The organism is Rhodococcus (subgen. Prescottella) equi (assembly GCF_003013675.1).
GTDB lineage: Bacteria > Actinomycetota > Actinomycetes > Mycobacteriales > Mycobacteriaceae > Prescottella > Prescottella equi.
The window spans coordinates 3274256-3287568 of record NZ_CP027793.1 but is presented as its reverse complement, the minus strand read 5'-3'; the positions used below and the strand labels follow the sequence as shown (position 1 = coordinate 3287568).

The window sequence follows — 13313 nt, the reverse complement described above, 5'->3', positions numbered from 1 at the left end:
GGAGGTTTCGGGTCTAGAAGCGGCCGCCGCCGCCCCGGCCGATGCGGTCCGAGCTGCTCGGGCCGCCGAAGGAGCCGGGGCCCGGCCCACCCCAGCCGCCGCCCCCCCGTCCGCCCCAGTTGCCGCCGCGGCCGCCGAATCCGCCGCGCAGCATGCTGTCGATGAGGATGCCGCCCAGGATCGCGCCGGCGGCGTTGCCGCCGCTGCCGGTGACGCCGCCGCTCGGCGGACGCTGGTTGTCCTGGTAGCGGTTGACGTCGGCCTGCGCGGCCCACAGTGCCCGCGACGCCAGCTGGGTGGCGGACTGTGCATGCTGCAACGCCTTCGACGGGTCCGACTCGGCGAGTTGCTGCGCCGCCTCGAGGTGCCGCTGCGCTTCCGACAGGCGGGTGCGGGCCTCCGCGCCGACGGCGCCGCGCCGGGTGGAGATGAAGTCGGCGGCCGCCGACACCTGGGACTTCGCTGCCGTCAGGTCCTGATCGAGACGCGCGCGTGCCCGCTCGGCCTGCCGGTTCGCCTCCTGTGCCTGGGCCAGCACGGCGTCCAGGCGGGCATCGGCCTCCACCACCTTGGTGAAACTGCCGAGCGGGTCGGTGTCCTTGGCGGACTGCGCATTCTGCAACGCCGCCTCCGCGGCGGCCTTCGCCTCCGCGAGCTCCGGTCCGCCCTTTTCCGCGAGCGGTCCGGCGGCGTCGATGCCCTCCTGCACGTCGGCCATCGCTGCGGGCAGGGTCGCGATGGCGTGCCGGATGTCGGTGTCGGCGCGATCGACCGCGTCGAGCAGTTGGCGAGCCTGGTCGAGCGCGCCCTCGGCGGCGCGGATCGCGACGACTGCCGGGCCCTGCTTGCCCGCCGGAAGCGTCGCGGCCTTACGGCCGGCCTCGATGTTCTGCTCCGCGAAGGTGATCCGTTCGCGTGCCATGGCCGGGTTGTCGTGCACGGTCGCCAGCACCGACGCCGGGAACTGACCGCCGAGTGCGGCGAGCGTGGCCTCGGCCTCGGGGATGCGGACGGTGAGGGCCACCACGGCCTGGGTGAGGGCGTCGAGTCGGGCGGGGGCGTCGAGCAGCAGGTCGCGCATCGCATCGAATTCGGTGACACGGGCATTGAGCTCGCGGTCGGCGCGCTCGCAGGTCGTGATGAGTTCGACCAGCATCTGTCGCTGCTGCTCGGGCGTCTCGGGGATGTCGTCGTCGAGGCGTTGACGGATCGCGAACGCCGACGCGAGCGTCGCCTTGGCCCGGTCGTACGCGGCGGTGAACGGCGCGGTCGCGTCCGCCCCGAACTCGCCGACGGCCAGGTTCAGTTCCTCCTCGCTGGTGCGGATGGCGTTGTCCATCTCCACCAGTTCGTCCTTCGCGAGCGCGTCGAGCGCCGGGATCGGCAGCGCCGACAGCGCGGCGGCGTCGGTCGGATCGACCTGCCGTGCCTGCGCGATCGACGACTCCAGTCGGTCACCTCGCTTCTTGCGCGAGTACAGGTAGACGCCGGCACCGGCCACGACGACCACGCCGATACCGACGCCGAGGACCTTCAACGACGTGTTGGTCGCGGTCATCGCGTCCCCCAGCCCGCCCGCCGCGGCGATCGCGGCACCGGCCCAATCGCCCTCGCGCAGAGCGGGTTGCACCAAGTCCTGACGAATCGATTCGAGCTCGGAGTCGGTGACCTCCGAGAGTGCCTGGGGGACGTCGAAGTCGTAGTCGCCGGCGTTCGTCGCGACCGCGAGGAGCGCGTCCCGGTTTCCGAGAGCGCTCAGCTTCGCCGTCTGCTGGCCCCATGCCTCACGCGACAGGCCGTCGAAGTCCGCGGTGTAGACCACCCAGAGACTGACCTTGTGTTCGTCGTACAGCGTGTCGAGGGCGTTCTGGACGTCTGCCCGCTGCCCGGCGTCGAGGACCCCGGCGGTATCGGTGATGTGGTCCGGCAGCCGCAGCGGCGCCTCGGCCGTCGCGGTCGCGGGTGCGAACACGAGAGCGAGTAGGACGAACAGCGCCCCGACGACGGCGGCGGGCCGTCGGGCGACACAGAGGCGGGGGAGGGGACGCGACAGAGCCTGGGCCATGTGACGAATCTATCCGCTTGGCGCGTCGTCATCGGCGGCCCCGGTGGGCGACTGGCAGAATCGGGGAGTGAGTACCGCGCCCAGCTACGACCCGCCGGAGTTGTCGTCACGTCCCGTGCCGCGCCGGTCCTTCGGTGCCGCGCTCGCCCGATGGACCACCAGAATCGGGCTCGGCGCACTGCTGATCGGTGTGGTGCTGGTCGGCGGGACCGCGCTCCGGGTGTGGCAGGTGGCCCGGGTCACCGACACCACACCCGCCGACGCGATCGTCGTGCTCGGCGCCGCGCAGTACGACGGCACCCCGTCGTCGGTGTTCGAGGCCCGGCTCGACCAGGCCCACAAGCTCTACGAGCAGGGCGTCGCCGCGACGATCGTGACGGTCGGCGGCAAGCAGGAGGGCGACGAGTACACCGAGGCCGCGTCCGGCCGCAACTACCTCATGGACCAGGGCGTGCCGGGTGGCGCGATCGTCGCGGTCGAAGAGGGGTCCGACACCCTGCTGAGCGTGGAGGCGGTCAGCCGGGAGATGGGCGCGCGCGGCCTGCACTCCGCGGTCCTCGTGAGCGACCCGTGGCACTCGCTGCGCACCCGGACGATGGCCCGCGACGCGGGGCTGGACGCCTGGACGGCGCCCACGCGGCAAGGTCCCGCTGTAATGACCCGCGAGTCGCAACTGCACGGAATCGTCAGGGAGACAGGCGCTCTGCTGTGGTACCAGCTGACGCACTTCTCGGCGGACTTCGGCTACACGGCGGGTCAATGACGGACTCCTTCAACCGTGCGACGTATACCGCGCACGACCTGCAACGCCGTGTCACCGAGGCGCCCAAGACGGCCGACCTCACGTCTGGTGTCGACGGGGCGCAGCACCGCAGCCCCTTCTCCCGTGACCGTGCCCGGGTGCAGCACTCCGCTGCGCTGCGCCGGCTCGCGGACAAGACGCAGGTGGTGGGGCCGCGGGACGGCGACACCCCGCGCACCCGGCTCACCCACTCGATCGAGGTGGCGCAGATCGGCCGCGGCATCGCCGACGGACTCGGGCTCGATCCCGACCTGGTCGATCTGGCGGGGCTGGCGCACGACATCGGCCACCCGCCGTACGGGCACAACGGGGAGAAAGCGCTCGACGAGGTGGCGGCGGTGTGCGGCGGCTTCGAGGGCAACGCCCAGAATCTGCGCATCCTCACCAGCCTCGAGCCCAAGGTGCTCGACGCCGAGGGGCGGAGCGTGGGGCTCAATCTGACGCGGGCGTCGCTCGACGCGGCGATCAAGTACCCGTGGACCCGTCCGCGGCCGGGCGCCAAGTTCGGTGCGTACGACGACGACGCCGCGATCCTGGCGTGGATCCGCGAGGGCGCACCGGAGCGCCGCAAGTGCCTCGAGGCGCAGGTGATGGACTGGGCCGACGACGTCGCCTACTCGGTCCACGACGTCGAGGACGGCGTCATCGCCGGACGCATCGATCTGCGGGCGCTGGCCGACGCCGCGGAGGTCCGGGCGCTGGCCGAACTGGGGGCGGCGCGCTTCCCGGGGCCCGCCGTCGACGAACTGGTGGAGGCCGCGTCCCGGTTGTCGCGGCTGCCGGTGGTCGCGGCGGTCGGCAGCTACGACGGCACCCTGACGAGCGCGGTCGCTCTGAAGAATCTCACCAGCGAACTGGTGGGTCGCTTCGCGTCCGCGGCGGTCGCGGGGACCCGGGTGGTGACCGGGCCCGGACCGCTCGCGCGGTATCAGGCCGACCTGGAGGTGCCTCCGATCGTCGCGGCCGAGGTGGTGCTGCTGAAGACGGTCGCGCTGTACTACGTGATGTCCGACGCCGGACATCTCAAGCATCAGGGCCGGCAGCGGGAGCGGATCCACCGCGTCGCCGAATGGCTCCTGCGCACCGCACCCGCCGGCCTCGATCCGCTGTTCCTTCCCGCCTGGGAACGGGCCGCAGACGAAGCCGCCCGGGTGCGGGTGGTGGTCGACCAGATCGCGTCGTGCACCGAGACCCGCCTCGAGCGGATCGACAAGCAGAGCCTCGGGGCCCAGGCGAGCTGGGGGTAGGCAGCGGAGCTGCCCGTGCGCCTTTTCGGTGGTGCGGGCTACCGGAAAGGCGCACGGGCGCGAAGCGCCTAGACTGTCGTGGTGGCCGGCCGAATCCCTGACAGAGACATCGCGGCCGTTCGCGAGCGCACCCGGATCGAGGACATCGTCGGCGAGTACGTCTCGCTCAAGCGCGCGGGCGGCGATTCCATGAAGGGGCTGTGCCCCTTCCACGACGAGAAGTCGCCGTCGTTCCACGTCCGCCCCAATCACGGCCACTTCCACTGCTTCGGCTGCGGCGAGGGCGGCGACGTCTACTCGTTCCTGCAGAAGATCGAGCACGTCAGCTTCGTGGAGGCCGTCGAGCAGCTCGCCGACCGCGTCGGCTACCAGATCTCGTACGAGGGCGGCGGCCCGTCGGTCCAGCGCGACCGCGGCACCCGAGCGCGGTTGGTCGCGGCCAACGCCGCCGCGCAGGAGTTCTACGCGGCCCGGTTGAAGGAACCCGACGCGCAGGCCGCCCGCGACTACCTCACCGAACGCAACTTCGACGCCGCCGCGGCCGCCCAATTCGGCTGCGGCTACGCCCCGGACGGGTGGGACACGCTCACCAAGCATCTGATGGCGAAGGGATTCGAGGCCAAGGAACTCGAGGCGGCAGGCCTGTCGAAAGAGGGGCGTCGCGGCCCGATCGACCGGTTCCACCGTCGGCTGCTGTGGCCGATCCGCAACCTCGCGGGCGATGTCATCGGCTTCGGAGCGCGCAAGCTGTTCGACGACGACACCATGCCCGGCAAGTACGTCAACACCCCCGAGACGATCCTCTACAAGAAGTCGAACGTGTTGTTCGGTCTGGACCTGGCCAAGCGGGATATCGCCAAGGGCCATCAAGCGGTGGTGGTGGAGGGCTACACCGACGTCATGGCGATGCACCTGGCCGGGGTGAAGACCGCCGTCGCCTCGTGCGGCACCGCCTTCGGTGACGAACATCTCGCGATGCTGCGCCGACTATTGATGGACGACAGCTACTTTCGCGGTGAGGTGATCTACACCTTCGACGGCGACGCCGCGGGTCAGGCGGCCGCTATGAAGGCGTTCGAGGGCGATCAGAAGATGGCGGGGCAGACGTTCGTCGCGATCGCGCCGGACGGGATGGATCCCTGCGAACTGCGGCAGAAGTCCGGGGACGCCGCGGTCCGCGACCTCGTGGCGCGCCGCACTCCGATGTTCGAGTTCGTCGTCAAATCCCTTCTTGCCGAACACGATCTGGACACCGCGGAGGGGCGCGTGGAAGCTCTGCGCCGCACCGTCCCAGTGGTGGCCCGGATCAAGGAACCGACGCTGCGGGACGGGTACGCGGTGCAGTTGTCCGGTTGGGTGGGCTGGGACGACATCCCCGCCGTTCGACGTCGGGTGCGCGACGAGGCGCGCAAGTTCGCCCGCGGCGGCGGTGCCCCCGCCGCGAAACGTCGTCCCGTCGATCCCGCGCAGGTCGAGGCGTTCCCCGCGCCGGCGCCGGGGATCGCGCGTCCGCGGCCCAACGACCCGGCGCTGTGGCCGCAGCGCGACGCCCTCAAGGCGGCGCTCCAGTATCCCGCCATCGCGGGCACCGTCTTCGACTCGTTGCCGCCGGAATCGTTCACCCATCCCGCCTACGCGGCGGTCCGTGAGGCGGTCGCCGCGGCCGGCGGCACGAGCGCGGGCCTCGGCGGCGCCGAGTGGGTGGACGCGGTCGGCCGCGCTGCCGGTGAGGGCACCGTGCACTCGATCGTGATGGAACTCGCAGTCGATCCACTGCCCACCGACGAGGACGTCGCCCCGCGGTACATCCGGGGCGTGCTCGCGCGTCTGCAGGAGGTGTGGGTGGGCGAGCAGGTGGCCGAGTTGAAGTCGAAGTTGCAGCGCATCTCACCGACCACCGACTCCGACGAGTTCCATTCCCTCCTGGGGGATCTGGTCGCGCTCGAGCAGTACCGGCGCAGCCTGCTCGATCAGGCGATCGGCGACACCAGCGGCGAGGGCATCGCCTGACCCCCGCCGCATCCGCGGCTCAATTGCGGCGCAGTTGGTCCTGGGGAACGAGGATCGTCGTCTGCTCGTCGATCGGCTTCATCGGTTCGAGCTTGGGCTGTGTGCTGAGGGAGTCCGAGAGTTTCTGCCGGCCCACCTCGATCGCCTTCTTGGTGGCAGGGCTGGTCGCCACGGCCTTGGCTGCCTTACTGATCTGTTCGTACCGGGCCCGGCCGGCCCGGGTACCCAGGACGTAGCCCGCAGCGACGCCTACCAACAACCGCAACATTTCCGGATTCCTCCCGTCGAAGTGCCTGTGTACATCCTGCCTGATCGGTCTCTGTTCAGGCGATTTGGTACTCGGGTGGGGGTATGGGCTACAGTTTCTCAGGCGCCGCCGGAAAGGGCAGCGCCGAGCAGGACAATCCCCTGTAGCTCAATTGGCAGAGCATTCGACTGTTAATCGAACGGTTGCTGGTTCGAGTCCAGCCGGGGGAGCCCGAACGAAGGCCTCTCACCCTAGCGGGTGAGGGGCCTTCGGTCGTTTTCGGCCGTGATGCGGGCGGTCACGCCGCGCCGCGGATGGGCCACCGCCCGTCGACGTCGGACGCGTCGCGGCCCTCGCTCCGCAGGTACTCGACGAGGTCACGCTGACGCTCGGCGTGCCACGCGGCCTGGCTGGTCATGACGTCGTCGAGGGCCGCGAGGTGGGGGAACCGCCGGGGCAGGATCCGGGCCAGCTCCGCCGCGGCCAGGGCGTCCGACTCGGCCTCGTGCGCAGCCGCCAGCACCACCCCGTAGTGCTCGCACAGTGCGCCAAGTGTGCGCTTGCCGCGCCTGTCACGATCCATCTCCCGATCGATGACGTAGGGGTCGACGACGAGACCGTAGCCCGACAGCGGCGGCCACCCGAGCCGGCGCCCCTCGGTGTCCAGGACGGTGAGGTCGTAGGCCGCGTTGAAGGCGACGACGACATGGCCGGCCGCCCACGCGTCCGTGAGCGCGCTGCGGATCTCCCGGTAGCCCGACGCATAGTCCTGGCCGCGTTCGCGTGCCTGCGCGGTGGAGATGCCGTGAACGGCGGCCGCGTCGACCGGGATCTCGACGCCCGGATCGACGATCCAGTTCCGGGTCCGGTGCCCCTCGCCGCCGACCGTGACCACCGACCCGGTGACGATTCGGGCCGAGAGTGGGTCTCGGCCTGTGGTTTCCAGATCGAAAGCGCAGATCGGTCGGGTGGTCCAGTGGGTCATTGCGGTCCTTCGGCATTCGTCCGAGCTTGTTGCTCGGTTGTTCGCCGGTCAGTCTGCTCGCAGGTACCGACAGCGCGCCTCGGGCCGCGACACACGGCACCCGCGCCGCCGCGCCGCCGGGCTCGGGCGGTAACATTCGGCGGTCGGCGACACACGCCGCGGTACGGGGCGGTAGCTCAGTCGGTTAGAGCCGTGGACTCATAATCCATTGGTCGCGGGTTCGAGCCCCGCCCGCCCCACACAGGCCGGCGCCGAATTCGTGGCAAAGGTCGGGTACTTGTCGCCGGGTGCGCGACCGAGGAGTCTGGCCCGCGCACCTCGGGCGCCGTTCCCGCCGAGGAGCCACGCGTAGCACCACACGCCACTGTCGAGGGCGATGATCGCGATCGTTCTCGGCGCGTGGTCCCAGGTTCGCAGTCCACGGATCACCGGACGAGCCGTGACGACGGATCCTGTCGGGACCGGGTTCGTCAGGACGCCGGCGAGGGCGCGTGCGGTTCGGAGCAGTCCGGAGTCGGCGGTCGCGAAGCGGTATCCGAAGCACGTCATGGTCTGCCGGCCGCAGATCGAAGTCGAAGCGTCACGAGGCACTCTCCCGCAGATCCTGCTGATCGATACCGGCTCAGTGTGCACGCGGGTCACCGGGGTGGCCCAGGGCACGAATACCTGTTCGGATACCTGTTTCCACTGTTCGGAAATCAACAGGTTCGGTACGCGGTCAGTGGAGGACTCGGGGCGACAGCGCGGTCTGAATGTCCGGAACATGTTCGCCGAGAACGAAATAGAACGTCCTCCCGCGCCTGTCGACGTAGTGTTCCGGCATGTCCAGTCCTGATCTTCAGCAGTTGGCCCCCGCGTTGTTCGGGCTGCGGATCCCCACGGGTCCGGCGCACCTGTTGAACTGTTTCCTCTGGCTCGGCGAGGACGGCGTCACGCTCGTCGACACAGGATGGCCGGACAGTGCGGACTTGATCGCGGCGGCGCTGGCGGCGCTCGGACGCGACCGCGCCGATGTCCGGAGCATCGTGCTCACACATTTTCACGAGGACCACGCCGGGTCCGCGGCGGAGATCGCCACCTGGGCGCCCGTCGAGGTGATCGCCGGCGAGCTCGATGCGCCCTTCGTGACGGGTACGCAGCGAGGTCCACTCCCCGTCCTCACCGAAGCGGAGAAGACGATCCACGCGGAGTCCGACGAGCCGTCCCACGGTCCGCCGTGTCGTGTCGACCGGTTGGTGCGCGACGGCGACGTCCTCGACTTCGCCGGTGGGGCGCGTGTCTTGGCTGCTCCCGGCCACACTCCGGGGAGTATCGCCGTGTTCCTGCCTGACGTCTCGGCCCTCCTGACGGGCGATGCTGTGGCCGAGTTCGACGGCGACGTCATTCTGGGTGTGTTCGACACGGACCGGGCGGCGGCGGCCCGGTCCCTGACCGTGCTCGCCGGTACCGGCGCCCGGATCGCGGGCTTCGGCCACGGCGAAGCCGTGCTGGTGAACGCGTCCGGGCGGATCGCGGCCGCGACGGACCCGTTCGCGCCCGGCACGTGAACGAGCACGCGCGTGCATCGCCGACCTAGTCCGTGCCCGGTCGGATGACCGACCGAGCGGTACGGTTCGGGCATGGCATTCATCGCACCTGCTCGACTTTCGGCGGCGGACACCATCTTCTACTTGTGGAACCGACCGACGATGGTCGGTGTACTGGTGTTCGAGGACACCGGTGGCATCGGCCAGGCCGAGGTCGAACGATGGATCGCGCAGCGGTTGGACCGCTCGCCCATCCTCACCCACCGACTGGCCCCGGTGCCGTGGTCGCTCGATCACCCACGCTGGGTGCCGGGCAACGTCGACGTCGCGCGACACGTCTCGGTCGAGCAACACACCGACTCCGGGTGGGAAACGTTGGGGGAGAAGCTGGTGCAGATGACCGCGGACGGCCTCCCTCCGAACATGCCGCCGTGGCGGGCCTCGGTCTTCACCGGTGTCACGGGCGTGGACGGGTTCCCGGATCGAGCGGTCGTCTTCGCTCTCCGGCTTCACCATTCCGTGACGGACGGTCTCGGGTTCGTTCATCTCCTCCGTTCCCTTTTCGGCAAAAGTGCCACCACGCAATGGCGATTCGGTAGAAGCGTGCCGTGGTGGCTCGCGGCGCCGGTCCGCCTTCCCGCGCTGCTGGCCCGCACGGGTCGAGTGGGTGTCCGGCAATGGGCTGCGGCGCGGCGCGCCGACGACGTCCCGATGCCGGCCCCGCTGCACCCGCGCACCCGATTCAACGGCCGCGCAGACGGTGGCCGCGCGCATCGATTTCTCAATCTCACGGTCGGTGAGGCCAAGTCCACCGCGAAAGCTCTGGGGGAGTACACGATCAACGAACTGTTGGTCGCGGTCGTGGCGGGCGCCCAGCGCGCCTACCTCGTCGAGGCGGGCGAGCTGCCGGCCGCGTCCCTGGCCGCCCACGTGCCGCTGTCGCTTCGCGCGGGTGGGCCGCCCGTCGGTAACCAGATCGTCTCCATGATCGTCGATCTCCACACCGATCTCGAGGATCGCTGCGAGCGTCTCGCCGCCATCTCCGACTCCGCCGGCCGCGAACGCGGCCGCGCCGAGCGATCCGGATCCGACCGGATGCAGATCCTCGATTCACTTCCGGCTCCGCTCCTCCGGCGGCTGACCGCCCCGTCCGCGCGTCCCGGCGCGGATACGGAGGTGATCGGGCATCCGAACACGATCGTCAGCAATGTGCCCCGCGGTGCCGCGGACCTCGAGTTCCTCGGAATCCCGGTGCACACGACGGTGAGCGTGGGGGACGTGATCGACGGCCGCGGGGTGGGCCACGTCGCCACGTCGATCGGCGACGCGCTCACACTCTCGGTGTCCTGCGACACCGGGATGCTGCCGGACATCGACCACTACATGGATCTGCTGGCGAAGGAGTACGCCGCGTTCCGGGCCCTCACGTGATCCGTCGATCCGGGTCGCGTGCGCTCGCAACTGGTCGACCGACCGACTCACCGACACGCGTTACACCGACGAGCGCGCTGTAAATCTCCCGCTCAGCGGGTGGTTTCACTACTCGACACCTAGAACATGTTTCAATTTGGAAGATTTGTGGCTATCGTCACAGCCATTGGTAGTCGGTATCGAAGGGCGGAAGCAATGAAGACCAAGGGCGCGCTGCTGTGGGGTGTCAACGAGAAGTGGTCGATCGAGGAGATCGAACTCGGTGACCCGGTTGCCGGTGAAGTGCAGATCCGCATGGAAGCTGCCGGCATGTGCCACTCCGATCACCACATCGTGACCGGTGCGACGCCGATGCCGTCCTACCCCGCGATGGGTGGCCACGAAGGCTCCGGCGTCATCACCAAGGTCGGCGAGGGCGTCACGGGCGTCGAGGTCGGCGACCACGTCGTACTGTCGTTCATCCCGGCCTGTGGACGCTGTCCGTCGTGCTCGGAGGGGCACTCGAACCTGTGCGATCTGGGCATGGGGCTGCTCAGCGGCCAGGCCATCTCCGACGGCACCTACCGCATCCAGGCGCGCGGGCAGAACGTGATCCCGATGTGCCTGCTCGGCACGTTCGCTCCGTACATGACGGTGCACGAGTCCTCCGTCGTCAAGATCGACAAGGACATCCCGTTCGAGCTCGCGGCCCTCGTCGGCTGTGGTGTCCCGACCGGTTGGGGTTCGGCGACGCACATCGCCGAGGTCAAGCCGGGTGAGTCGGTGGCCATCATCGGAGTCGGCGGCGTCGGCATGAGCGCACTGCAGGGCGCCGTCGCGTCGGGCGCACGCTACGTGTTCGCGATCGACCCGTCGCCCTTCAAGCGGGAGCAGGCCCTCAAGTTCGGTGCCACGCACGCCTTCCCGTCGATGGAAGAGGCGATCGCACCGATCATGGAGATCACGTGGGGCCGCATGTGCCACAAGACGATCATCACGGTCGGCGAGATGAAGGGTGAGTACATCGATCCCGCCATGACGCTCACCGCGAAGAACGGCCGTTGCGTCGTCACCGCGATGGGTCACATGGCCGACATGGACGTCAAGCTCAACACGTTCCTGATGTCGATGCTGCAGAAGGATCTCAAGGGCAACATCTTCGGCGGCTGCAACGCCCGCGTCGACATCCCGAACCTGCTGAATCTGTACCGGGCCGGGCTGTTGAACCTCGAGGACATGGTGACCAACACCTACTCGCTCGAGCAGCTCAACGAGGGCTACCAGGACATGCTCGACAACAAGAACATCCGCGGTGTCATCCGCTACACCGAAGCAGACTGGTGAATTCCTGACCAGACCGCCCTCGTAGTCTGATCGGGTGCAGACTCTCGATCGGATCGGGCAATGGCCGGTGGACAACGCCTCGGCTGCCGTCGTCGACGGCAGCCGAGGCGTTGCGCATTTCGGTGACGGGCAGCGGATCTACCCGCTCGCGTCGGTGACGAAGCTGTTGTGCGCGTACGCCACCCTGGTCGCGGTGGAGGAAGGCGCGGTGGAGCTGGATCAGCCGGCCGGCCCACCGGGCGCCACCGTGCGGCACCTGCTCGCGCATGCGTCGGGTCTCGCCTTCGGGGAGAACCGGGTGCAGGCGGAGCCGGGCGCCAAGCGCATCTACTCGAGTGCGGGCTTCGAGGTACTGGCGGACTTCGTCGAGGCCGAGACGGGCATTGCGTTCCCGGACTACGTGGCCGAGGCCGTGTTCCAACCGCTCGGGATGGCCACGGCCGCTCTCGTCGGGCCGGCCGGCCACGGCGCGCAGGCCGGCATCGACGACCTGAGCCGATTCGCGGCCGAACTACTCAGGCCGACGCTGGTCTCCCCACAGATGCTGGCCGAGGCCACCGCCGTGCAGTTCCCGGGGCTGGCGGGACTGCTCCCCGGCTACGGCCCGCAGCGCCCCAACGACTGGGGCCTGGGTTTCGAGATCAAGAACGGCAAGTCGCCGCATTGGACGGGCACCGGCAACTCGCCCGCCACCTACGGTCACTTCGGGCAGTCCGGGACCTTCCTGTGGGTCGACCCGGCGCTGGACGCCGCATGTGTGGTGCTCACGGACCGGGCGTTCGGGGACTGGGCCAAGCCGCTGTGGACCGACCTGAGCGACGCGGTCGCCACCGAACTTCGCGGTCGCGGCAGATAAATTTACAGCTACCACTGGCGTAACAGTGGCATCACAAGGCACACTGGTCGTCGGTGTGTCCCGTTGCGGCGCATCCGGCTCCACGTATCGGCCGAGGTCGTTGGGGAAGACGTCCCTCGTCGAAGCTGGAGGTGTTGCAGTGCGCTCGTTGAACCAGTTCGCGGATGCGACGGCCGGAGTTGTCTACGTCCACGCGTCGCCCGCCGCGCTGTGCCCGCATGTCGAGTGGGCGCTCACCTCGATCCTCGATGCGCGGCCCAACCTGAAGTGGACCGCGCAGCCGGCCGCCGCCGGCACACTGCGGGCAACCTGCGACTGGATCGGCCCGGTCGGCACGGCATCCCGGGTCGCCGCGGCGCTGCGGGCATGGCCGCTGCTCTACTTCGAGGTGACGGAGAACCCCAGCGAGGGCGTCGACGGCGAGCGGTTCAGTCACGTCCCCGGCCTCGGCCTGTGGCACGGCGCGACGAGCGCGTGCGGTGACGTGGTGGTGGGGGAGATGCGCCTGCGGTCGCTGCTCGCGGGCGGGAGCGGTCTGGCCGAGGCGATCGAGCACGCTCTCGGGACCGAGTGGGACGAGGTGCTCGAGTCGTACCGCAGCGGCGGTGAGGGCGCCGAGGTGACGTGGCTCCACCGCGACGTCGGCTGACGTTCCGAAATCTGGGGCGCCTCACTCGAAGTGTCACATCGACGGCCGAAATGCGTTGTCGGGCATTCGTTTCTGCAAGTCCAGTCGTGTGCCAGGTTCACGTCGATAGCGTCCTTCGGCGCGCGTCCGGCCGTCGGTCCGGGGAGGTCCGCCGGAAACGAAGCCGAGGCCT

At 69.5% G+C, this 13313-nt stretch carries 11 protein-coding genes and 2 tRNA genes; 10 read left to right on the top strand and 3 right to left on the bottom strand.

Annotation, left to right across the window (positions count from 1 at the left end):
- Window positions 1–13: 13 nt before the first annotated feature.
- On the bottom strand, window positions 14–2065 hold the full coding sequence (locus C7H75_RS15350; RefSeq protein WP_106851551.1) for a TPM domain-containing protein: 2052 nt from the start codon (window positions 2063–2065) through the stop codon (window positions 14–16).
- Between the two features lie 67 nt (window positions 2066–2132).
- Between C7H75_RS15350 and C7H75_RS15345 the strand changes: the two genes are divergently transcribed.
- The 3 genes from C7H75_RS15345 (at window position 2133) to dnaG (ending at window position 6124) form a co-directional block, all read left to right on the top strand.
- Window positions 2133–2828, top strand: a complete 696-nt coding sequence (locus tag C7H75_RS15345) for a YdcF family protein (RefSeq protein WP_106852022.1) — start codon at window positions 2133–2135, stop codon at window positions 2826–2828.
- Window positions 2825–4114: a deoxyguanosinetriphosphate triphosphohydrolase gene (locus C7H75_RS15340; RefSeq protein ID WP_106851550.1), complete on the top strand. Its 1290-nt coding sequence runs from the start codon at window positions 2825–2827 to the stop codon at window positions 4112–4114. Before C7H75_RS15345 ends, C7H75_RS15340 begins: the two co-directional genes overlap by 4 nt.
- 81 nt (window positions 4115–4195) lie before the next feature.
- Entirely contained in the window at window positions 4196–6124 is a 1929-nt protein-coding gene (gene dnaG, locus C7H75_RS15335; RefSeq protein ID WP_084844327.1) for a DNA primase, read from the top strand.
- Between the two features lie 19 nt (window positions 6125–6143).
- Here the strand turns inward: dnaG and C7H75_RS15330 are convergent, their stop codons facing one another.
- Window positions 6144–6392 (bottom strand): hypothetical protein, encoded by a 249-nt coding sequence (locus C7H75_RS15330; protein ID WP_005512358.1) that lies wholly within the window; start codon window positions 6390–6392, stop codon window positions 6144–6146.
- Between the two features lie 136 nt (window positions 6393–6528).
- Between C7H75_RS15330 and C7H75_RS15325 the strand changes: the two genes are divergently transcribed.
- Window positions 6529–6601 (top strand) — tRNA-Asn (locus tag C7H75_RS15325).
- A gap of 68 nt (window positions 6602–6669) precedes the next feature.
- Here C7H75_RS15325 and C7H75_RS15320 read toward each other — a convergent pair.
- Complete coding sequence (locus C7H75_RS15320) at window positions 6670–7356, bottom strand: 3'-5' exonuclease (RefSeq protein ID WP_064078953.1); 687 nt, start codon at window positions 7354–7356, stop codon at window positions 6670–6672.
- A 165-nt stretch (window positions 7357–7521) separates the two neighbouring features.
- Here C7H75_RS15320 and C7H75_RS15315 point away from each other — a divergent pair.
- The 6 genes from C7H75_RS15315 to C7H75_RS15285 all read left to right on the top strand — a co-directional run bounded on the left by C7H75_RS15315 (window position 7522) and on the right by C7H75_RS15285 (window position 13141).
- Window positions 7522–7595 (top strand) — tRNA-Ile (locus tag C7H75_RS15315).
- A gap of 582 nt (window positions 7596–8177) precedes the next feature.
- Entirely contained in the window at window positions 8178–8903 is a 726-nt protein-coding gene (locus tag C7H75_RS15305; RefSeq protein WP_064078954.1) for an MBL fold metallo-hydrolase, read from the top strand.
- A 72-nt stretch (window positions 8904–8975) separates the two neighbouring features.
- Window positions 8976–10313, top strand: coding sequence for a WS/DGAT domain-containing protein (locus C7H75_RS15300; protein ID WP_064078955.1), 1338 nt, complete (start codon window positions 8976–8978; stop codon window positions 10311–10313).
- A 195-nt stretch (window positions 10314–10508) separates the two neighbouring features.
- Window positions 10509–11636, top strand: a complete 1128-nt coding sequence (locus C7H75_RS15295) for an NDMA-dependent alcohol dehydrogenase (protein WP_005512363.1) — start codon at window positions 10509–10511, stop codon at window positions 11634–11636.
- A gap of 34 nt (window positions 11637–11670) precedes the next feature.
- Window positions 11671–12492 (top strand): serine hydrolase domain-containing protein, encoded by an 822-nt coding sequence (locus C7H75_RS15290; protein WP_064078957.1) that lies wholly within the window; start codon window positions 11671–11673, stop codon window positions 12490–12492.
- A 139-nt stretch (window positions 12493–12631) separates the two neighbouring features.
- Window positions 12632–13141 carry a DUF3145 domain-containing protein gene (locus C7H75_RS15285; RefSeq protein ID WP_013416449.1) on the top strand — a complete coding sequence of 170 codons (510 nt, stop codon included), beginning with the start codon at window positions 12632–12634 and terminating at the stop codon, window positions 13139–13141.
- The last annotated feature ends 172 nt before the right edge of the window (window positions 13142–13313 follow it).